Source organism: Streptomyces sp. OR43, from assembly GCF_008042275.1.
In the GTDB taxonomy this organism is placed as follows: Bacteria; Actinomycetota; Actinomycetes; order Streptomycetales; family Streptomycetaceae; genus Streptomyces.
This window is the reverse complement of record NZ_RDBK01000043.1, coordinates 1,216,859-1,238,078: the sequence shown is the minus strand read 5'-3', so window position 1 is coordinate 1,238,078 and position 21,220 is coordinate 1,216,859. Positions and strand designations below refer to the sequence as shown.

At 73.3% G+C, this 21,220-nt stretch carries 18 protein-coding genes; 12 read left to right on the top strand and 6 right to left on the bottom strand.

All coding sequences use genetic code 11. The features are described from left to right. Positions 1 to 16: 16 nt before the first annotated feature. Together EAO72_RS23995 and EAO72_RS23990 are read right to left on the bottom strand one after the other, a co-directional pair. On the bottom strand, positions 17 to 445 hold the full coding sequence (locus tag EAO72_RS23995) for a roadblock/LC7 domain-containing protein (RefSeq protein ID WP_148019327.1): 429 nt from the start codon (positions 443 to 445) through the stop codon (positions 17 to 19). Beyond that, a complete protein-coding gene (locus tag EAO72_RS23990) occupies positions 442 to 1,947 on the bottom strand; it encodes an ATP-binding protein (RefSeq protein ID WP_148019326.1) in 1,506 nt (501 codons plus the stop codon). The genes EAO72_RS23995 and EAO72_RS23990 overlap by 4 nt, the downstream gene beginning before the upstream one ends. A gap of 280 nt (positions 1,948 to 2,227) precedes the next feature. Here EAO72_RS23990 and EAO72_RS23985 point away from each other — a divergent pair, with 280 nt between their 5' ends. Next, positions 2,228 to 5,092 carry an FAD-binding and (Fe-S)-binding domain-containing protein gene (locus EAO72_RS23985; RefSeq protein WP_148019325.1) on the top strand — a complete coding sequence of 955 codons (2,865 nt, stop codon included), beginning with the start codon at positions 2,228 to 2,230 and terminating at the stop codon, positions 5,090 to 5,092. On the opposite strand, the gene EAO72_RS23980 is transcribed toward EAO72_RS23985, so the two are convergent. Together EAO72_RS23980 and EAO72_RS23975 are read right to left on the bottom strand one after the other, a co-directional pair. Further along, a complete protein-coding gene (locus tag EAO72_RS23980; protein ID WP_410090494.1) occupies positions 5,085 to 5,960 on the bottom strand; it encodes a TIGR03619 family F420-dependent LLM class oxidoreductase in 876 nt (291 codons plus the stop codon). The two genes, EAO72_RS23985 and EAO72_RS23980, sit on opposite strands and share 8 nt — an antisense overlap. Positions 5,961 to 6,125: 165 nt before the next feature. Beyond that, positions 6,126 to 7,058: a LysR family transcriptional regulator gene (locus EAO72_RS23975; protein WP_148019323.1), complete on the bottom strand. Its 933-nt coding sequence runs from the start codon at positions 7,056 to 7,058 to the stop codon at positions 6,126 to 6,128. 160 nt (positions 7,059 to 7,218) lie between these two features. On the opposite strand from EAO72_RS23975, the gene EAO72_RS23970 reads away from it, so the two are divergent. Then, the gene (locus tag EAO72_RS23970; protein WP_148019322.1) at positions 7,219 to 8,187 is read left to right on the top strand and encodes an EamA family transporter; all 969 of its coding nucleotides are present in this window, start codon (positions 7,219 to 7,221) and stop codon (positions 8,185 to 8,187) included. 68 nt (positions 8,188 to 8,255) lie between these two features. Then, complete coding sequence (locus tag EAO72_RS23965) at positions 8,256 to 8,774, top strand: DinB family protein (RefSeq protein WP_148019321.1); 519 nt, start codon at positions 8,256 to 8,258, stop codon at positions 8,772 to 8,774. 118 nt (positions 8,775 to 8,892) lie between these two features. Here EAO72_RS23965 and EAO72_RS23960 read toward each other — a convergent pair whose 3' ends face one another. Further along, the gene (locus EAO72_RS23960) at positions 8,893 to 9,354 is read right to left on the bottom strand and encodes a GNAT family N-acetyltransferase (protein ID WP_261991798.1); all 462 of its coding nucleotides are present in this window, start codon (positions 9,352 to 9,354) and stop codon (positions 8,893 to 8,895) included. 201 nt (positions 9,355 to 9,555) lie between these two features. Here EAO72_RS23960 and EAO72_RS23955 point away from each other — a divergent pair, with 201 nt between their 5' ends. The 8 genes from EAO72_RS23955 to EAO72_RS23920 all read left to right on the top strand — a co-directional run bounded on the left by EAO72_RS23955 (position 9,556) and on the right by EAO72_RS23920 (position 19,930). Further along, a complete protein-coding gene (locus EAO72_RS23955) occupies positions 9,556 to 10,350 on the top strand; it encodes a TIGR03084 family metal-binding protein (protein WP_187285190.1) in 795 nt (264 codons plus the stop codon). 68 nt (positions 10,351 to 10,418) lie between these two features. Continuing rightward, a complete protein-coding gene (locus tag EAO72_RS23950) occupies positions 10,419 to 12,176 on the top strand; it encodes an acyclic terpene utilization AtuA family protein (protein ID WP_148022005.1) in 1,758 nt (585 codons plus the stop codon). Next, complete coding sequence (locus EAO72_RS23945; protein ID WP_148019318.1) at positions 12,173 to 13,771, top strand: acyl-CoA carboxylase subunit beta; 1,599 nt, start codon at positions 12,173 to 12,175, stop codon at positions 13,769 to 13,771. Before EAO72_RS23950 ends, EAO72_RS23945 begins: the two co-directional genes overlap by 4 nt. Positions 13,772 to 13,878: 107 nt before the next feature. Further along, the gene (locus EAO72_RS23940; RefSeq protein WP_148019317.1) at positions 13,879 to 15,837 is read left to right on the top strand and encodes an ATP-binding protein; all 1,959 of its coding nucleotides are present in this window, start codon (positions 13,879 to 13,881) and stop codon (positions 15,835 to 15,837) included. Next, the gene (locus EAO72_RS23935) at positions 15,834 to 16,994 is read left to right on the top strand and encodes an acyl-CoA dehydrogenase family protein (RefSeq protein WP_148019316.1); all 1,161 of its coding nucleotides are present in this window, start codon (positions 15,834 to 15,836) and stop codon (positions 16,992 to 16,994) included. The genes EAO72_RS23940 and EAO72_RS23935 overlap by 4 nt, the downstream gene beginning before the upstream one ends. A 61-nt stretch (positions 16,995 to 17,055) precedes the next feature. Continuing rightward, positions 17,056 to 18,633: a 4-coumarate--CoA ligase family protein gene (locus EAO72_RS23930; protein ID WP_148019315.1), complete on the top strand. Its 1,578-nt coding sequence runs from the start codon at positions 17,056 to 17,058 to the stop codon at positions 18,631 to 18,633. Next, a complete protein-coding gene (locus EAO72_RS23925) occupies positions 18,630 to 19,364 on the top strand; it encodes an enoyl-CoA hydratase family protein (protein ID WP_148019314.1) in 735 nt (244 codons plus the stop codon). Before EAO72_RS23930 ends, EAO72_RS23925 begins: the two co-directional genes overlap by 4 nt. Further along, positions 19,352 to 19,930, top strand: a complete 579-nt coding sequence (locus tag EAO72_RS23920; protein ID WP_148019313.1) for a TetR/AcrR family transcriptional regulator — start codon at positions 19,352 to 19,354, stop codon at positions 19,928 to 19,930. Before EAO72_RS23925 ends, EAO72_RS23920 begins: the two co-directional genes overlap by 13 nt. A gap of 31 nt (positions 19,931 to 19,961) precedes the next feature. Here EAO72_RS23920 and EAO72_RS23915 read toward each other — a convergent pair whose 3' ends face one another. Next, the gene (locus tag EAO72_RS23915) at positions 19,962 to 20,537 is read right to left on the bottom strand and encodes a hypothetical protein (RefSeq protein WP_261991616.1); all 576 of its coding nucleotides are present in this window, start codon (positions 20,535 to 20,537) and stop codon (positions 19,962 to 19,964) included. Positions 20,538 to 20,645: 108 nt separating this feature from the next. On the opposite strand from EAO72_RS23915, the gene EAO72_RS23910 reads away from it, so the two are divergent. Further along, positions 20,646 to 21,191, top strand: coding sequence for a GNAT family N-acetyltransferase (locus tag EAO72_RS23910; protein WP_148019312.1), 546 nt, complete (start codon positions 20,646 to 20,648; stop codon positions 21,189 to 21,191). Positions 21,192 to 21,220: the final 29 nt, after the last annotated feature.

Below are 21,220 nucleotides of genomic sequence, written 5' to 3'. Positions count from 1 at the left end.
TCGGTGGCCGGCCGGGTCATACGGTCGCGGTCTCGGTGGCCGGGGCGGGATCGCGCGGCGGGGCGACGAGGTGCTCGCCCAGCTGCTCGACGAGCTCGCTCATGTTGTGGCCGACGAGGCCGACGTCGGCGGTGTCGGAGGCGACGACCGCGAGGTGGGCGCCTGCTCCCGCCTCCACGATGAACAGCACGCCGCCGTAGAACTCGGCCATCGCGGAACGTACGCCGCCGGTGCCGTCACCGAACTCGACGGACGCGCCGTGCGAGAGGCTCTGGATTCCGGCCGAGATCGCGGCCAGCTGGTCCGCCTGGTCGACGGAGAGCTCGGGGGTACGGCACAGCTTGAGGCCGTCCCTGGACAGCACGAGGGCGTGACGGGCGCCGGGGGTGCGCTCCAGGAGCCCCTCCAGCAGCCAGTTGAGCTTCTCGTCGGTGGTCGCGGTCATCGGGTGTTGCCTTCCGGGTGCGGGGAGTTGGGCCGTACGGCCTGGCGGAAGCTGCTGAAGCGGGCTGCCTGGGCCTTGGGGTCGGACGTACGGGTCCGGGGGGTGGAGCCGTCGGCCGTTTCGGCCTCCGACGCTTCGGAGGCCGCCCGCGCGCGGGACTCGGCGGCGGCCAGGGTGCGGCCGCGCGAGCGCTTGGGCAGGCCGCTCTCGCCGAACCGGGGAAGGCCGCCGGTGGTCTCCGAGCCGGAGTCGGAACGCAGGGGCTCCTGGGGGCGGGCGGTGTCGGGGGCCTCGTCGGGTGCGGCGGCGGTGCGGTCGGCGCCGGAGGCGTGGACCGGCTCGGGCTCGGGCTCGCGAGGGACGGGGATGGCGGGAACGGCGGGCTCGGCGGCGGGCTCGGSGGCCTGCGTCGGGGTGCGGGTGATGATCTCCTGCGGGAGCATCATCAGCGCGCCCGTGCCGCCGCGCGCGGAGGGCCGGAACGAGACGGTCAGACCGTGCTTGCGGGCGAGACGGCCGACGACGGCGAGGCCGAGGCGGGTGCCGGAGAGACCGGTCAGGTCCTGGTCGGTCGAGGAGACGGCCCGCTCCGCGCGGCGCAGCTGCACGTCGCTCATGACCAGACCGCTGTCCTCGACGGTCAGGACGATGCCGGCCGGGACCTCTTCCACGTACACGTGGACCTCGGCCGTGGGCGGCGAGAAGTTCGCGGCGTTGTCGAGGAGTTCGGCCAGGGCGTGCATGACGCCCTCGGCCGCGTGGCCGGCGATGGCGACATCGCTGGTCGAGTGGAGGCGGATGCGCTGGTATCCGCTGATCCGGCCCATCGCGCCGCGCAGGATGGACTCCATCACGATCGGCTTCGCCCAGCGCCGCCCGGAGCGGGCGCCGGTCAGCACGGCGATGGAGTCGGCCAGCCGGCCCGCCTGGGCGGTGCGGTGGTCCAGGTGCAGCAGGTCGCCCAGGACGTCCTCGGCGGAGTGCCGGTGCTCCATGTCGCGCAGGTCGGCGAGCATGCTGGTGGCCAGGGCCTGCATGCGGCCGGCGGCGTTGGCACAGGCGGCGACGGCGGCGGAGCGCTCGGTGTCGCTGCGGGCGGCGCGGGCCTTGAGGCGCGCGTTGTCGACGCTGAGCTGCTCGGCGCCGGCCGCGGCCTCCTTGACGACCCGGGCCGTCTCGGCGGCTGCCGCGGCCTTGATCCTGGCGGTCTCGGCGGTGAACCGCTGGGCGTCGGCGGCGGAGGCCGACACCATCCGCGAGGTCTCGGCGGTGAACCGCCCGCTCTCGGCCGCGAGCAGCTCGCGGAGCCGGCGCGCGGTGAGGCGGGCGTGTACGGCGGTGGCGACGGCGGCGGAGAGCAGCACTGCGGCGGCGCTCGACCCCCAGGCCACTGCGGTCCTGGCCGAGTCGGGGGCGGCGGCGGCCGCCCACAGACACAGGGATCCGGTGAGGGCCACGGTGACCAGCAGGGCCAGTGCGGTCGGCCGGGTTGAGGGGCGCAAGCGGAGTCCTCGGGGAGCGGACGGTGACGGATGGGACGGTTCGGACGAGTCGTGACTGCGGTGACCAAATGCGACAACTGGAACACATGATTCCCAGACAAGTCTGAGTCACTATATGAGAATTGACGATCTGTTTGGGAAGAACTTGTGGCGTTCTCTGTTCCATTTGTGTTTGTGAGTCCGGCATATTCCGACGTACTGACGTAATCGGCGGAAACGGACGGGGGCTGCCGGGCGGGGCGGCCGGACGCGGCCGCCGGACCGGCGGCATCCTGGCCGTATGGCATCCGGCAACGCTCCGCACGGCGGCACCCCCGACGCGCTCGTCCGTCAACTGCGCGCGTCCGTACGGGGCGAGGTCGCGTTCGACGCCACCGCGCGGGCCCTGGCGACGATGGACGCCTCCAACTACCGGCGGGTGCCGCTCGGAGTCGTCGCCCCGCGCGACGCCGACGACATCGCCGCCACGCTCGCCGTCTGCCGGGCGCACGGCGTGCCCGTCGTGCCGCGCGGCGGCGGCACGTCCATTGCCGGGCAGGCCACCGGCACCGGCGTCGTCCTCGACCTCACCCGCCACCTGCGGTCGGTCGTCCGACTGGACCCCGCCGCCCGTACCGCCGTGGTCCAGCCGGGCGTCGTCCTGGACGACCTGCGGGCCGCCGCCGCCCCGCACGGGCTCACCTTCGGCCCTGACCCCTCCACCCACAGCCGCTGCACGATCGGCGGCATGATCGGCAACAACTCCTGCGGCTCCCACTCCGTCGCCTGGGGCACCACCGCCGACAACATCCACGCCCTGACCGTCGCCCGCTACGGCGGCGACACCCTGCGCCTGGAACGAGGCGCCGAAGGCCCCGCCGGACTCCGCGAACTGGTCGCCGGCCACCTCGCCCTGCTGCGCACCGGATACCCCGAACTCCCGCGCCGCATCTCCGGATACGCCCTCGACGCCCTGCTCCCCGAGCACGGACCCGACCCCGCCCGCGCGTTCTGCGGCAGCGAGGGCACGCTCGGCGTCGTCACGGAGGCGACGCTGCGCCTGGTCGAGGCCCCCGCCGCCCGCGCGCTCGCCGTCCTCGGTTACGCCGACGAGTCCGCCGCCGCCGAGGCCGCCCCCGGCCTCCTGCCCTTCCACCCGCTGACCGTCGAGGGCATGGCCGCCGACCTCGTACGCGAACCGGCCGGGCTGCCCCGGGGCGCCGCCTGGCTCTTCGCCGAGACGGGCGGCGCCACCCCGGCCGAGGCCCGCGCGCACGCCGAACGCCTCGTGCGCGCCGCGTCCGCCGACGCGGTGGACGCCGCCGTCATCACCGACCCGGCCGGGCAGCGGGCCCTGTGGCGGATCCGCGAGGACGCGGCCGGAACCGCGACCCGGACGCCCGAGGGCAGCGAGGCCTGGCCCGGCTGGGAGGACTGCGCCGTGCCGCCCGCCCGGCTCGGCCCCTACCTCCGCGACTTCCGCGCCCTGCTCGCCGAACACGGGCTGCGCGGAACCCCGTACGGGCACTTCGGCGACGGCTGCATCCACGTCCGGATCGACTTCGACCTGCTGAGCACCGACGGCGTGGCCCGTTTCCGCCGCTTCTCCGAGGACCTGGCCTCGCTGGTCATGGCCCACGGCGGCTCCCTGTCCGGCGAGCACGGTGACGGCCAGGCACGCGCCGAACTGCTGCCCCGCATGTACGGCGACGAACTCGTCGCCCTCTTCGGCCGGTTCAAGGACCTCTGGGACCCCGACGGCGGCATGAACCCGGGCATCCTCGCCCGCCCCGCCCGCCTCGACGAGAACCTCCGCTTCGCGGTGCTCCCGAAGAAGCCGGTCGACGTCGCGTTCGGCTACCCGCACGACGGCGGCGACTTCTCCGCGGCCGTCCGCAGATGCGTCGGCGTCGCCAAGTGCCGTACGGAACAGGCCTCCGGCCCGTCCGTCATGTGTCCCTCCTTCCGCGCGACCGGCGAGGAGGCCCACTCCACCCGCGGCCGGGCCCGGCTGCTCCACGAGATGCTCGCCGGCGACGCGGGCGGCGTGATCACGGACGGCTGGCGCTCGACGGAGGTACGCGACGCGCTCGACCTGTGCCTGTCCTGCAAGGGCTGCCGCGGCGACTGCCCGGTGGGCGTGGACATGGCCACGTACAAGGCGGAGTTCCTGCACCACCACTACCGGGGACGGCTGCGGCCCGCCGCGCACTACGCGATGGGATGGCTGCCCCGGTGGCTGCGGATGGCGTCGCCCTTCGCGGGGGCGCTGAACGCCCTGGCCCGGGTGCGGCCACTCGCGGGCCTGGCCAAGCGGCTGGCCGGCATCGCGCCGGAACGCGGGATCCCGGTCCTGGCGCGGGAGACGTTCATCCGGTGGCTCGGGCGGCGGTGGGGCAAGGGGACGGCGATCTTCTCGAACGACGAGGTGGTCACCCTCTGGCCCGACACCTTCACCAACTATCTGTCACCCGAGGTGGGCCGGGCGGCGGTCAGGGTCCTGGAGGCGGCGGGCCGCACCACGCTGCTCCCCGGGAGCGGGCTGTGCTGCGGCCTCACCTATGTGTCAACGGGCCAGCTGGACAGGGCCCGCAGGGTGATGCGCCGTACCCTGGACCGGATGGGCGTCTCGCTGGGCGATCCCTTGGTCGTCCTCGAACCGAGCTGCGCGGCCACCCTCCGCACGGATCTCCCGGAGCTTCTCCCCGACGACCCCCGGGCCGCCCAACTGGCCGCCTCCGTGCACACGTTGTCCGAGTACCTGGAGACGTACGCCCCCGACTGGCGGCCCCCGCGCCTGGACCGCCCGGTCACCGGCCAGACGCACTGCCACCAGCACGCGGTGCTCGGCGACGCGGCGGACCGCCGGCTGCGCGAACGGGCGGGTTTGAACGGCGAGCTGGCGGGCGGCTGCTGCGGTCTGGCCGGCAACTTCGGCTTCGAGCGGGGCCACTGGGAGGTCTCGGTGGCCTGCGCGGAGGACCAGCTGCTGCCGGCGGTACGGGAGGCGCCCGCGGGCGCCGAGATCCTGGCGGACGGCTTCTCCTGCCGGACGCAGCTGGCCCAGCTGGGAGGCGTACGGGCGAGACACCTGGCGGAGGTGCTGGCGGAGGCACTGGAGGCGGCGACGGGCCCGGAGCCCCGGCCGGCCCGCCCGATCACCTGATGTGCTCGGCCGCGAACTCCCTGAGGGCGTCCTGCTTCGCCTCGACCGGGCAGTCCATCGCCAGGCCCTTCGCCGCCCACGGCATCACCGTCGTGTGGGTGACACCCACGGCCTCCAACTGCGCGTAGCCGTCCGCCCCGTGGCGGTCGGCGCCCGACGCCAGGATCTCGAACGGGCGGTCCGTCGTACCGAACTCCGCACGCAGCTGGTGCAGCCGGGCCACGGTCGCCGTCAGCTCGTCGAACCGCATCAGCGCAGATGTCCACCCGTCGCCGGTCCGGGCCGCCCGCCGCAGCGCCGCCTCCGTGTGGCCGCCGATGATGAAAGGAACCTCGCGCGGGGGAGCGGGGCTCATCCGGAGCCGGTCGAAGTCGTAGAACTCGCCGTGGTACTCGACCATGCCTCCGCCGAGCACGAGTCTGATGACCTCGATCATCTCGTCGACCCGCGCGCCCCTGCGCCCGTACGGCACCCCGCACCACTCGAACTCCTCGGGCGCCCAGCCGACCCCGACACCCAGCTCGAACCGCCCCCGCGTGAGGTTCGCGACCGTTCCGACCTGTCTGGCCAGGAGCAGCGGGTTACGGGAGCCGAGCTTCAGCACGTTCGTCCGGAAGACGAGGGACTCGGTGACGGCCCCCATCGCGGCGGCGGCGATCAGCGGGTCGGCGAACGGGGTCTCCTCGCTCCACATCCGCCGCCCGTCCGGCGTGTAGGGGTACTTCGCCGCCGCGCGCTCCGAGAAGAACACCGAGTCCGGCAGTGCGACGGCGGCGAAGCCGCACTCGTCGGCTGTCCTGGCCAGGGACGTGAGCTGGTCCAGCGGGATCATGGCCAGTGCGAGCGTGAACTTCATGGAGGAGGCCACCTTCGACGGTCCGTTGTCAGCGGGAAGCTAGCCGGTGGCGGGGGTGTGGTGACCTGTGGTCCCGCTGAGCGGAACGTGGACCGTCCCGGTGGCGCCCCCGGGGGCCCGCTCCTCACTCGCCGGAGGAGCTTGAAGGGGCGGAGTCGTTCGAGGGAGCCGAGCACCCTAGGGGGCGTCCCGGGCCACGATCTCGCGGGCCAGGGCGGCGAGGTCGTCGAGCGCCGGGTGGCCGGGGGCGTCGCGGCGGGCGAGCAGCACCGGGAGGGCCGGGGCGTCCACGAGCGGGCGGTAGGCGACCCCGGCGTGCGGGTGCATGCCGGCTGTCGACGCGCCGGAGACCCCGGTCCCGCGCCCCGCCGCGATGGCGGCCAGCCAGTCGTCGGTGTTGGCGACGGTCAGGGTGGCGGCGGGGCGGGCTGAGGGCGGCCACAGTTCGGGGGTGGTGGTGCCGGAGACGGTGTTCAGGACGACCGTGSCGGTCGCCAGATCGGCCAGCCGGAGCGTGGCGCGGGAGGCGAGGGGGCCGTCCGCCGCCACGGCCGCGACCCGCTCCTCCTCGTACAGCACCTCCGTGACGAGCCCCGGCGCGTCCACGGGGCCGCGCAGCAGGGCGGCGTCGACCTCGCCGCGGGTCAGGCCGGCGGTGCGGTCGTCGATCCGGCGGAGTTCCAGCGGGGTCCGCGGGTAGCGCTCCTGCCAGTCGCGGAGCAGCGGGGTGGTGTAGCGGCCGAACGCGGACCAGGCGTGACCGAGCCGCAACGGCCACCGGCGCAGCCCCTCGGCATCGGTCGCCGCGTCGAAGGCGGCGACCGCCACGGCCGCCCGGTCACGGAAGGCGACGCCCTCGGGGGTGAGGTCCAGATGGTGGGTGGAACGGTCGACGAGCCGGAGGCCGAGATGGTGCTCCAGGGCGGCCAGGGTGCGGGAGACGGCGGGCTGGGTGAGGCGCAGCCTGGCCGCGGCCCGGGTGATGCTGGACTCATCGGCGACGGCGAGGAACGCCCGCAGATGGCGGATCTCGAGGGCGCGGTGGGCGCCTCCGGCTCCGCTGCCTGCGTTCTTGCCCGTCGTGCCGCCCGCGCTCGGTCCGGTGCTCATGCGTGTGGAGCATAACGGGAGCCCAATCGGCATTTCACGCGCCGCGCGCCGGTGCCTACGGTAAAGGAATGGGCTGCACGGGATGAGTGCAGTATCTTCAATGGAGAAGTGCATTGTGTTGCACTTTTCTCCTCGTGAACTCAGAAAGTCGGGCCAGCAGGTGAACAACCAGGGCACCGCGGCAGAACCGGCCGCAGCAGTCGCCGTCCCCGAAGCGGTCACCGTCCTCGGCGAAGGACCCCGGACCGGAGGGCGCAGGGCGGCGCTCGCACCGGTCGCGCTGGTGGTCGCGGGCGGGCTCTCCGTCCAGTTCGGCTCGGCGGTCGCGGTGCTGCTGATGCCGAAGGCCGGCGCGCTCGGTGTCGTGACGCTGCGGCTCGCCGCCGCGGCTCTCGTGCTGCTCGTCGTCTGCCGGCCGAAGCTGCGCGGCCACTCGCGGGCCGACTGGGGCACGGTGGTGGCCTTCGGCCTCGCGATGGGCGGCATGAACACGCTCTTCTACCAGGCCGCCGACCGCATCCCGCTCGGCGCCGCCGTGACCCTGGAGGTGCTGGGCCCGCTCGCCCTCTCGGTGATCGCCTCGCGCCGCCTCGTCAACGTGGTCTGGGCCGGACTCGCGCTGGGCGGTGTGCTGCTGCTGAGCGGCGGCGGCTTCGACCGGCTCGATCCAGTGGGCGCCGTGTACGCGCTCGCCGCCGGTGCCATGTGGGCGGCGTACATCGTCTTCAGCGCCCGCACCGGCCGCCGCTTCCCGCAGGCCGACGGACTGGCCCTGGCGATGGTGGTGGCCGCGGTCCTCTCGTTGCCGCTCGGCATCATGGAATCCGGCTCGAAGCTCCTCGTCCCCTCGACGCTCGGCCTGGGCGCCGCCGTCGCGCTGCTGAGCTCGGTCCTGCCGTACACGCTCGAACTCATGGCGCTGCGCCGGCTGCCCGCCCCCACCTTCGCGATCCTGATGAGCCTGGAACCCGCCATCGCGGCCGCGGCCGGCTTCCTCATCCTCGACCAGGCCCTCTCCACCACGGACGCCCTGGCCATCGCGCTCGTCATCGGCGCGAGCATGGGGGCGGTACGCAGCCAGGTGCGGGGCGCCGGGAAGCGGGCGCCGGAGGGAAGCACGGGCGGATGAACGTGTTCCGGCTGCGTGGCCGGGGTCGCGAACCTAGGGTGATCGCGATATCCGACCTGGAGGAAAACATGCCGGAACGCGACGATCTGCTCGCGCTCGTGACCGACCAGCGCACCAACTTTCTCTTCACCGTCGAGAACCTCGACGACACCCGGGCCCGCGCCCGCACGACCGTCAGCGAGCTGACGCTCGGCGGTCTGCTGAAGCACCTCGGGCTCGTGCAGCGCAGCTGGCTGGACGTGATCGAGGGCACCGCCCCGGCCAAGGTCGACTGGGCCGACCTCGACCCCGACGGCCAGCGGATGACCGACACGGAGAAGCTGCCCGAGCTGCTGGAGGCCTTCCACGCCGCGGCCGCGGACTTCGACCGTACGGTGCGCGAGGAGGCCGATCTCGACCGCGAGGTCACGCTGCCCGCCTACCCGTGGTCGCCCCCGGAGCCGGTCCGGTGGACCGTCCGTCACGTCCTGTGGCACATCTTCCGCGAGATCACCCACCACAGCGGCCACGCCGACATCATCCGCGAGGCGCTGGACGGCGCCAGCACGACGGCGAAGATGGCGGAGGCGGCACAGAAGGGGCAGTAGCGCCGGCCGTCGCCCGGGGCGGGCCGTCAGCCGACCCGCGCGGTAGCGCCGGTGCCGTCCGACGCGGGGCCGTCAGCCGACCCGCGCGGTAGCGCCGGTGCCGTCCGACGCGGGGCCGTCAGCCGACCCGACGGGTCAGCACCTGGCCCGGCCACTCCCCGGACATGAAGCGGGTGGCGGGGGCGAAGCCGTTGCGTTCGTAGAAGGCGACCAGTTCGCCCCCGCCACCCGCCCAGCAGTCGACCCGCAGCAGCTCCACGCCGGCCCGCCGGGTCTCCTCGGCGGCATGGGCCAGGAGCGCCGCCCCGATACCCAGACCGGCATGACGGCGGTCCGACACCAACAGCCGTACGTACCGCTCGGGTTCCCCGGCCGCCGCGACGGGCATCTGCGGGCTGGGCCCGGAGCCCAGCACCATGGCCCCGACGGGTGTTCCGCCCAGCTCCGCCAGGTAGGGCGTCTGCTCGGTCGTGTACCGCCGCACCCGCTCCGCCCCACCGGGCTTCTGCGAATACGGTGTCGTGCCCCACTGCTGGGTGTTGCCGCGGCCGTTCATCCAGGCAACCGCCCCGTCCAGCATGTGCAGGATGGCGGGTGCGTCGGACGGGCCGCCCGGCCTGATCCGTATGCCATGTGCGATGTCGTCGTCCACGGCTGAAGCGTAGAGCGGCCGTGGCCCCGAGGAGCCGGAGCCGGGAAAAATCATGCAAGCATGCTTGATTGTTTTCTGTTCCGCTGGCAGGCTCCGGGACACACCGCCACGCCCCGAGGGGAGCGCACCGTGTCCGATGCCGCAGCCGTGCTCGACGACCTGCGCAGCGAGAGTGAGGAACTCGACCTGCTCGTCGCCGGGTTGAGCGCCTCGCAGTGGGCGGGCGCCACCCCCGCCGAGGGCTGGACCATCGCCCATCAGGTGGCCCATCTGAGCTGGACCGACGAGGTCGCGCTGATCGCCGTCACCGAGCCCGAGCGGTTCGGCGACGAGGTCGCCAGGGCGATGAAGGACCCCGAGGGCTTCGTTGACCGGGCCGCCGGGGAAGTTGTCGCCGCCTACGGCCCGGACGCCCTCCTCGTCCGCTGGCGCACCGGCCGCGAGCGCCTCCAGGAGGCCCTGCGGGCGGCGCCTGCCGGGACGCGGTTTCCCTGGTACGGGCCGCCGATGAGCGTGGCCTCCATGGCGACCGGACGGCTCATGGAGACCTGGGCCCACGGCCAGGACGTCGCCGAGGCCCTCGGAGTCACCCGCGCCCCCACCGCCCGGCTGCGGCACGTGGCCCGGATCGGGGTCCGGGCCCGCGACTACGCCTTCCTCGTCCGGGGAATCCAGGCGCCGGGCGAGGAGTTCCGGGTGGAACTGGAAGGCCCGGACGGCGAGTTGACCGCCTACGGCCCCGAGGACGCCGCCCAGCGCGTCACCGGGCCGCTGCACGACTTCTGCCTGCTCGTCACCCAGCGTGCCCACCGCGACGACCTCGCCGTCCGGGCCGTGGGCGCCGACGCCGACACCTGGCTGGACATCGCGCAGGCCTTCGCCGGTCCCGCCGGGCCCGGACGCCCCCCGAAGGCCGACCGGTGACCGGCACCGGCGCGCTCCCCGAAGGCCGACCGGTGACCGGCACCGGCGCGCTCCCCGAAGGCCGACCGGTGACCGGCACCGGCGCGCTCCCCGAAGGCGGACCGGCGACCCCGCCGCTGCGGGTCGGCAACGCCTCCGGGTTCTACGGCGACCGCTTCGACGCCGTGCGCGAGATGCTCACCGGCGGCCCGCTCGACGTCCTCACCGGCGACTACCTCGCCGAGCTCACCATGCTCATCCTCGGCCGCAGCCGGCTCAAGGACCCCGGGCGCGGCTACGCCACCACCTTCCTGCGCCAGCTGGAGGAGGGCCTCGGCCTCGCCCACGAGCACGGGGTGAAGATCGTCACCAACGCGGGCGGGCTGAACCCCGCCGGACTGGCCGACGCGGTAAGGGCGTTGGCCGAGAAGGTCGGCGTGCCCGTGCGCGTCGCCCATGTGGAGGGCGACAGCCTGCCCGTGCCCGACGGCTTCCTCACCGCCAACGCCTACCTCGGCGGTGCGGGCATCGCCGCCTGTCTGCGGGCCGGCGCCGACGTCGTCGTCACCGGCAGGGTCACCGACGCAGCCCTCGTCACCGGACCCGCCGCCGCCCACTTCGGCTGGGGCCCGGACGATCACGACGCGCTCGCCGGGGCGGTCGTCGCCGGACACGTACTGGAGTGCGGCACCCAGGCCACCGGCGGGAACTACTCCTTCTTCCGCGGCCACGACATCCGCCGCCCCGGCTTCCCCGTCGCCGAGATCCACGCCGACGGCACGTCCGTCATCACCAAGCACGACGGCACGGGCGGCGTCGTCGACCTCGGCACCGTCACCGCCCAGCTGCTGTACGAGACCGGCGGCGCCCGGTACGCGGGCCCCGACGTCACCGCCCGGCTCGACACCGTACGGCTCGCCGCCGACGGCCCCGACCGGGTCAGGATCTCCGGGGTCCGCGGCGAGGCCCCGCCGCCCACGCTCAAGGCCGGGCTCACCCGGCTCGGCGGCTGGCGCAACGAGGTCGTCTTCGTGCTCACCGGACTCGACGTCGACGCCAAGGCGCGGCTCGTCCGCGACCAGATTGCCGACGCCTTCGCCCGGACCGGGCGGGAGCCCGACGAGGTGCGCTGGGAGCTCGTCCGGACCGACCGGGCCGACGCCCCGACCGAGGAGACGGCCAGCGCCCTGCTCCGGCTCGTCGTCCGCGACCAGGACCCCGACGCCGTCGGGCGCGCCCTGTCCGGCGCCGCGATCGAGCTGGCCCTCGGCAGCTACCCGGGCTTCCACGTCACCGCCCCGCCCGGGAAGGGCGCGCCCTACGGGGTGTTCGAGGCCCGGTACGTACCGGCGGGGGACGTGAAGCACGTCGCCGTGCTGCCCGACGGGCGGCGCGAGGCGCAGGAGCCGCCCGCCCGCACGCTGGCCCTGTCCGACGTCGAACAGCCCGAGCTGCCCGAGCCGTTGGCCGCCGGCCCGACCCGGACCGCACCCCTCGGGCTCGTCGCGGGGGCCCGCAGCGGCGACAAGGGCGGCGACGCCAACATCGGGGTGTGGGCCGACGGCGAGGAGGCCTGGCGCTGGCTGGCCCACGAGCTGACCGTCGAGCGGCTGCGGGAACTCCTCCCGGAGACCGCCGGCCTCCCCGTCGTACGCCATGTCCTGCCGAACCTGCGCGCCCTGAACTTCACCGTCCACGGGCTCCTCGGCGAAGGCGTCGCCGCGCAGCACCGCTTCGACCCGCAGGCCAAGGCCGTGGGGGAGTGGCTGCGCTCGCGCCGGCTGGAGATACCCGTGGCCCTGCTGTCCCCGCAGGAGAGCACCCACGCACCGGAGGTGCACGCATGACCGTCCTGCCCACCGGGCTCGACACCGCGAGCCCCGAATACGCCGCGAACCGGGCCGCCCTGCTCGACAAGCTCGCCGAGCTGGACGCCGCACACGCCAAGGCGCTGGAAGGCGGCGGCGAGAAGTACGTCGAGCGGCACCGCTCGCGCGGCAAACTCCTGGCCCGTGAGCGGATCGAGCTCCTCGTCGACGAGGACAGCCCGTTCCTGGAGCTGTCGCCGCTCGCCGCCTGGGGCAGCGACTATGCGGTCGGCGCCTCGCTCGTCACCGGGATCGGGGTGGTGGAGGGCGTCGAGTGCCTGATCACCGCCAACGACCCGACCGTACGCGGCGGCGCCTCCAACCCCTGGACGCTGAAGAAGGCGCTGCGGGCCAACGAGATCGCCTTCACCAACCGCCTGCCCTGCATCAGCCTGGTCGAGTCGGGAGGCGCCGACCTGCCGTCCCAGAAGGAGATCTTCATCCCCGGCGGGGCGCTCTTCCGCGACCTCACCCGGCTCTCCGCCGCCGGCATCCCGACCGTGGCCGTCGTGTTCGGCAACTCCACCGCCGGAGGCGCGTACGTCCCCGGCATGTCCGACCACACCGTCATGATCAAGGAGCAGTCCAAGGTCTTCCTCGGCGGCCCGCCCCTGGTCAAGATGGCCACCGGCGAGGAGAGCGACGACGAGTCGCTCGGCGGCGCCGAGATGCACGCCCGCACCTCCGGTCTCGCCGACCATTTCGCCGTCGACGAGCACGACGCGCTGCGCCAGGCCCGCCGCGTCGTCGCCCGCCTCAACTGGCGCAAGGCGCACCCCGATCCGGGCCCCGCCGAACCGCCCAAGTACGACGAGGACGAACTGCTCGGCATCGTGCCCGGCGATCTGAAGGTGCCCTTCGACCCGCGCGAGGTCATCGCCCGGCTGGTCGACGGCTCGGACTTCGACGCGTTCAAACCGCTCTACGGGACCAGCCTGGTCACCGGCTGGGCCCGGCTGCACGGCTACCCGGTCGGCATCCTCGCCAACGCGCAGGGCGTGCTGTTCAGCGAGGAGTCGCAGAAGGCCACCCAGTTCATCCAGCTCGCCAACCAGCGCGACATCCCGCTGCTCTTCCTCCACAACACCACCGGCTACATGGTCGGCAAGGAGTACGAACAGGGCGGCATCATCAAGCACGGCGCGATGATGATCAACGCGGTGTCGAACTCCAGGGTCCCGCACCTGTCCGTCCTGATGGGCGCCTCCTACGGCGCCGGCCACTACGGCATGTGCGGCAGGGCCTACGATCCGCGCTTCCTGTTCGCCTGGCCCAGCAGCAAGTCCGCCGTCATGGGCCCGCAGCAGCTCGCCGGGGTGCTCTCCATCGTCGCCCGCGCGTCAGCCGCCGCGAAGGGCCGGCCCTACGACGACGAGTCGGACGCCGCGCTGCGCGCCATGGTCGAGCAGCAGATCGAGGCCGAGTCCCTGCCGATGTTCCTGTCCGGGCGGCTGTACGACGACGGGGTGATCGACCCGCGCGACACCAGGACCGTCCTCGGGATGTGCCTGTCCGCCATCCACACCGCACCGGTCGAGGGCGCCCGCGGCGGCTTCGGCGTCTTCCGGATGTGAGGGGCCCCTCTTTGCGGCTAAACCGCCGCCGCTCTCGCGGAGGTGGTTGCTCGCCATCGGGGTTCCTCAATTGATGGTTGCGGTGATCTAGCGGAAAGAGTTCTCCCTTGACAACCACTATTCACTCACTCCTCGTCGCCAATCGTGGTGAGATCGCCTGCCGGATCTTCCGCACCTGCCGCGCGCTCGGCATCGCGACCGTCGCCGTGTACTCCGACGCGGACGCCGGGGCGCTGCACGTTCGGGAGGCCGACACCGCCGTCCGGCTGCCGGGGGCCGCGCCCTCCGACACGTATCTGCGCGGCGACCTCGTGGTCGCCGCCGCGCTCGCGGCGGGCGCCGACGCCGTCCATCCCGGGTACGGCTTCCTCTCCGAGAACGCCGGGTTCGCCGCCGCGGTGCAGGACGCGGGACTGGTCTGGGTCGGTCCGCCGGTCAAGGCCATCGAGCTGATGGCGTCCAAGACCCGCGCCAAGGAGCTGATGGCCGCCGCCGGGGTGCCGCTGCTCGCGCCCGTCGACCCGGCCTCGGCCCGCGCCGAGGACCTGCCGCTGCTGCTCAAGGCGGCGGCGGGCGGCGGTGGACGCGGCATGCGGATCGTCCGGGAACTGGACGATCTGCCGGGCGAGCTGACGGCCGCGGCGGCCGAGGCGCTGTCCGCGTTCGGGGACGGCGAGGTGTTCGCCGAGCCGTACGTGGAGCGCGGCCGGCACGTCGAGGTCCAGGTCATGGCCGACGAGCACGACGGCGTGTGGGCGCTCGGCACGCGCGACTGCTCGCTCCAGCGCCGCCACCAGAAGGTCATCGAGGAGGCGCCCGCGCCCGGCCTCGACGACGGACTCCGGGACGGGCTGCACGACGCCGCCACGGCCGCCGCACGAGCCGTCGGCTACCGGGGCGCCGGTACCGTCGAATTCCTGGTCGCCGCCGACGGACGTCCGTACTTCCTGGAGATGAACACCCGCCTCCAGGTCGAACACCCCGTCACGGAGGCCGTGTTCGGCCTGGACCTCGTCGCCCTGCAACTACGGGTCGCGGAGGGCGAACCCCTGCCCGCCGCCGGCCCGCCGCAGCCCACCGGGCACGCCGTCGAGGCCCGGCTCTACGCCGAGGACCCGGCGCGGGACTGGCAGCCGCAGACCGGAGCGCTGCGCGCACTGGACGTGCCGGACGAGCCGGGCCTGCGCCTGGACACCGGATACACCGGCGGCGACACCATCGGCGTGCACTACGACCCGATGCTCGCCAAGGTCATCGCCCACGCCCCGACCCGCACCGAAGCCGTACGCCTGCTGGCCCGCGCCCTGGAACGGGCCCGCATCCACGGCCCGGTCACCAACCGCGAGCTCCTCGTACGCTCCCTGCGCCACCCGGACTTCGTCGCCGCCCGCCTCGACACCGGCTTCTACGACCGGCACCTGGCGGCGCTGACCACCGAGGCGGAGGAGAGCGGCCAACGGCTCGCCGCCACCGCCGCCGCCCTCGCCGAAGCCACCCGCCGCACCACCACCGGCGGCGTCGCCCGCTTCGGTGCCTGGCGCAACGTCGCCTCGCAGCCCCGGCTCCGGCGCTACCGCGGCGAACCCGACGGCCGCGCGTACGACATCGCCTACCGCACCACCCGTGAAGGCCTCACCCTCGAACCGGGCACCCGCGTCACAGCCGCCCGCCCCGACCACGTCACCCTCGAAACCGGCGGCGTCACCCGGCACTTCGCCGTCGCCGCCCACGGCGACCAGGTGTACGTGGACACCGCCACCGGCTCGTACGCCTTCACCGCCCTGCCCCGCTTCACCGACCCCACCGACCGCACCGAACCCGGCTCCCTGCTCGCCCCGATGCCCGGCACCGTCGTCCGCCTCGCGGACGGACTCGTCGCCGGGGCCGCCGTGGAGGCCGGGCAGCCGCTGATCTGGCTGGAGGCGATGAAGATGGAGCACCGCATCCTCGCCCCCGCCTCCGGCACCCTCACCGCCCTGCACGCCGTCGCCGGCCTCCAGGTGGAGGTCGGCGCGCTGCTCGCCGTCGTCGCCGAAACCGCAGACCCCGCTGAGGAGAACGCATGAGCACCGTCCTGGAAACCGAAGAGCAGCAAGCGCTGCGCGCCGCCGTCGCCGCCCTCGGCAAGCGGTACGGCAGGGAGTACTCCACCGACCTCGCCCGCAAGGGCGAACACCCGCGGGACCTGTGGTCCGAGGCGGGCAAGCTCGGCTACCTGGGCGTGAACCTTCCCGAGGAGTACGGCGGAGGCGGCTGCGGGATCACCGAACTCGCCATCGTCCTGGAGGAGTTGGGCGCGGCCGGCTCCCCGCTGCTCATGATGGTCGTCTCGCCCGCCATCTGCGGCACCGTGATAGCCCGCTTCGGCACCGACGACCAGAAGCGGCAGTGGCTCCCCGGCCTCGCCGACGGCACCCTCACCATGGCCTTCGGCATCACCGAACCCGACGCCGGCTCCAACTCCCACCGCATCACCACCACCGCCCGCCGGGACGGTGACGCATGGGTGCTGAACGGCCGCAAGGTCTTCGTCTCCGGCGTCGACATCGCCGACGCCACGCTCATCGTCGGACGCACCGAGGACGCCAGGACCGGCAAGCTGAAGCCCTGCCTGTTCATCGTCCCGCGCGACACCCCCGGCTTCGGGCGCTCCCACATCGAGATGGAACTCCTCGCCGCCGAGAAGCAGTTCGAACTCGTCCTCGACGACGTACGACTGCCGGCCGGCGCACTCGTCGGCGAGGAGGACGCCGGACTCCTCCAGCTCTTCGCGGGCCTCAACCCCGAACGCATCATGACCGCCGCCTTCGGTATCGGCATGGGCCGGTTCGCGCTCGACCGCGCCGTGGAGTACGCCAAGACCCGCCAGGTGTGGAAGGAGCCCATCGGCGCCCACCAGGCCATCGCGCACCCGCTCGCCCAGGCCCACATCGAACTGGAACTGGCCCGCCTGATGATGCAGAAGGCCGCCCGGCTCTACGACGAGGGCGACGACATCGGCGCGGGCGAGGCCGCCAACATGGCGAAGTACGCCGCCGGAGAGGCCTGCGTCAAGGCGGTCGACCAAGCGGTGCAGACCCTCGGCGGCAACGGCCTGACCCGCGAGTACGGCCTCGCCTCCCTCATCACCGCCTCCCGGGTGGCGCGGATCGCGCCCGTCAGCCGGGAAATGATCCTCAACTACGTCTCCCACCAGTCCCTGGGCCTGCCCAAGTCCTACTGAGCCCTCACCGGCTCCAGCCAACCGTCCACGGCCCGCCCTGCCCGCGTCGAAGGGAACCGTCATGGTGTTCCACAGCGAGTACGAAGACGTTCCGGCCCTCGAAACACCCATCCACGAAACGGTCCTCGGCGGGGCCGCCGCCTTCGGCGACACCGTCGCCCTCATCGACGGAACGAACGGCCTCTCCGTCACGTACGCCCAGCTCGACACGTTCCACCGCCGCATCGCCGCGCACCTCGCCGAAGCGGGCGTGCGCAAGGGAGACGTGCTGGCCCTGCACAGCCCCAACACGATCGCCTACCCGGCCGTCTTCTACGGGGCCACGCGCGCCGGAGCGGCCGTCACCACGGTGCATCCGCTGGCCACCGCCGAGGAGTTCGCCAAACAGCTCAAGGACTCCGACGCCCGCTGGATCGTCACCGTGTCCCTGTTCCTCGACGTCGCCCGCCGGGCCGCCGAACTCGCCGGCGGCGTCCGGGAGATCTTCGTCTGCGACCAGGCCGAGGGCCACACGTCCGTCCTCGACATGCTGGGCTCCACCGCCCCCGAACCCGAGATCGCGTTCGGCCCGGAGGACATCGCCGCACTCCCGTACTCCTCCGGGACCACCGGCGCCCCCAAGGGCGTCATGCTCACCCACCGCTCCATCGGCACCAACCTGGAGCAGCTGCGCCCCTTCATCCCCATGGAACCCGGCCACAGCATCCTGGCCGTTCTCCCCTTCTTCCACATCTACGGGCTGACCGCCCTGATGAACGTCCCGCTGCGCTGCGGGGCCACCGTCGTCGTGCTGCCCCGCTTCGACCTGGACCAGTTCCTCGGCGTGATCCAGGAACACCGCATCACAGGGCTGTACGTGGCCCCGCCCATCGTCCTGGCCCTCGCCAAGCACCCGGCCGTCGGCGACTACGACCTGTCCTCGCTGGAGTACATCGTCAGCGCCGCCGCACCCCTGGACGCCGACCTCGCCGCCGCCTGCTCCGCCCGCCTCGGCATACCGGCCGTACGGCAGGCGTACGGCATGACGGAGCTCTCGCCCGGCACCCACGTCGTGCCCCTCGAAGTGGAGAACCCGCCGCCCGGAGCCGTGGGGAAGCTGCTGCCGAGCACCGAGATGCGGATCACGTCCATCGAGGACCCCGGGACGGACCTCGGCATCGACGCCGACGGCGAGATCCTCATCCGCGGCCCCCAGGTGATGAAGGGCTACCTCGGCCGCCCCGAAGACACCGACGCCATGATCGACGGCGACGGCTGGGTGCACACCGGCGACGTCGGACGCGTCGACGCGGACGGCTGGCTCTTCGTCGTCGACCGGGTCAAGGAACTCATCAAGTACAAGGGCTACCAGGTCGCCCCCGCCGAACTCGAAGCGCTCCTCCTCACCCACGAGGCCGTCGCCGACGCGGCCGTCATCGGCGTGAACGACGCCGACGGCAACGAGATCCCGAAGGCCTTCCTCGTACGCCAGCCGGCCACTCCGGACCTCACGGCGGACGACGTCATGGCGTTCGTGGCCGCACAGGTCGCCCCGTACAAGAAGATCCGCCGCGTGGAGTTCGTCGACGCCGTCCCGCGCGCGGTATCCGGCAAGATCCTCCGCCGCGAACTGCGCGACAGGGAGAAGAGGCAGTCATGACCCTCGCCCCGCCCACCCACGACCGGGGTGTCACCACGCTCACACTCGACTCCCCGGCCAACCGCAACGCCCTGAGCGCATCGCTCGTGGCGGGACTGTCCGAAGCGCTCGCCGCCTGCGCGGCGGACGACACCGTACGGGCGGTGGTCCTGACCCACACCGGCAACACGTTCTGTGCGGGCGCGGACCTCAGGGCCCCCGCCGACCCGCACGCCTTCGTCGCCCTCATGCGCCAGATCATCACCCTCCCCCGACCGGTCGTCGCCCGGGTCACCGGTCACGTCCGGGCGGGCGGCCTCGGACTGCTGGGCGCCTGCGACATCTCGGTGGCCGGCCCCGACTCCTCCTTCGCCCTCACCGAATCCCGCCTCGGCCTCGCCCCCGCCGTCATCTCCCTGCCGCTGCTGCCCCGCCTGGACCCCCGCGCGGCAGCCCGCTACTACCTCACGGGCGAACGCTTCGACGCGGCCGAAGCCGCCAGGACCGGCCTCGTCACGCTCGCCGCCGAGGACGTGGACAAGGCGCTCGTACCGGTACTCGACGGACTGCGCCAAGCCTCGCCCCTGGGGCTGGCCGCATCGAAGGAGCTGGTCACGGCTACTGTGCGGGAGACTTTCGACCAGCTAGCCGAAGACCTCATCGCCCGCTCCGCGGCACTCTTCGCCTCCGACGAGGCACGGGAGGGGATGACGGCCTTCCTGGAACGACGGGATCCCGCATGGCGGCTCTGACCCCACCCAAGCAGGACCGCAGCCGCGCCACCCGCCGGCGGCTGCTGGCGGCCGCGGTCGCCTGCCTCGCCGAACACGGCTGGGCAGGCTCCACCGTCTCCGCCGTCGCGGAGCGCGCCGGGGTCTCCCGCGGCGCCGCCCAGCACCACTTCCCGACCCGCGAGGACCTGTTCACCGCAGCCGTCGAATACGTCGCCGAGGAACGCTCCGCCGCGCTGCGCGCCGTCCCCGACCAGGACCGCGCCGCGGTGGTCGCCGCCCTCGTCGACCTCTACACCGGCCCGCTCTTCCGCGCCGCGCTCCAGCTCTGGGTCGCCGCCTCCAACGAGGACCAGCTCCGCCCCCGCGTCACCGAACTCGAAGCCCGCGTCGGCCGCGAGACCCACCGCATCGCGGTCGGTCTCCTGAACGCCGACGAGACCCGTCCCGGCGTACGCGAGACCGTCCAGGGCCTCCTCGACATGGCCCGCGGCCTCGGCCTCGCCAACGTCCTCACCGACGACACGGCCCGCCGGGGGCGGGTCGTGGCGCAGTGGGCGGCCCTGGTGGACGAGTCGCTGGGGTGAGGGGGCCGGGGGGTTGAGGGGCCGGGCCGCCTCAGGCGCGTACGGCCGTGATCTCCAGGCCGTTCCCGGCCCGGATCCTGAGCGTTCTGCCGTCCCAGACGACGGGCAGCGGCGTGGGTGTGGTGTCCACCGGCGAGCCGGGGTCGACGGGGCCGGACTCCTCGTCATGGCCCCACTGGAGGGTGTGGGCGGCCTTCTCGCCGACTGTGGCGGGCATGCCGGACGCGGCCCATACGTTGTCGGAGGTCCGGCCGTCGACCCGGACCACCAGCTCGCTCCCGGAGAGCTCGAAGGAGCCCGTCTCGTCGTCCCCGTCGAGACTCCACCGGCGGCCTGTGAACGCGATCCGCTGATACGCGTCGTTGACCCGTCCCTCCGGGGAGTACGAGAGCTTCCAGGCGCCGCTGACGAAGGCCTCGACCGCCGCTCCGGCGACCGTTGGCGTGGCAGCCGGTCTGCCCGCCGCGCCCGGCGCCTCCAGCGATCCGTCGGTTCCCTTGTCCCGGGAGCAGGCCGCCAGGGCGACCGTGAGCAGGCCGATTCCCCCGTATCGGAGCGCGTCCCGTCTTCGGACGACCTTCCGTAACTGCCGCATGTCGTCGAACATGAGGGTCCCGCCTTTCACTGGTCAGGACCGTTCTGTCATGGTCCGGAGCCAGAGTGTGGCGCAGGAAACGCCTTGGTGTCAGCGAGTTGCCCGTATATGGTCCGCACCATGAGCGGCAGCACCCCACCCCCCTTCCCCGACCACGTCGAACTCACGGGCGAAGGTCTCGTCCTGCGCGACTGGACGGAGGCGGACCTGGCCGCGATGCCGGACCTCTTCGACCACCCCGACGTCGCGCACTGGACCCCGATCGTCTCGCCCTTCGACGAGAAGGCCGCCCGGACGCGGCTGGACCGGGCCCGGCAGCTGCGGCGGGAGGGCACGACGATCCTGCTCGCCATCACCACCGACGGCGGCGCCGCACTCGGCGAGGTCATGCTGCGGCGCGCCCCCGAGGGCAACGAGATCGGCTACGCGGTCGGCCCCGCCCACCGCGGCCAGGGCCTGGCGGCGCGGGCGGTGCGGGTGATGGCCGCGTACGCCTTCGGGGAACTGGGCGTGGACCAGCTGATCCTGGAGGTGGAGGCCGAGAACGCGCCCAGCGTCGCCGTGGCGAGGAAGACGGGCTTCCGCCTGCTCGACGTGCCGCTGATCAAGGGCGAGGAGAAGGGCCGGCCGTTCGTCCTCCAGACGTGGGGCCTGGACCGGCCCTGACCCGCACGGTCCGTGAGGTTCCCTTGGAG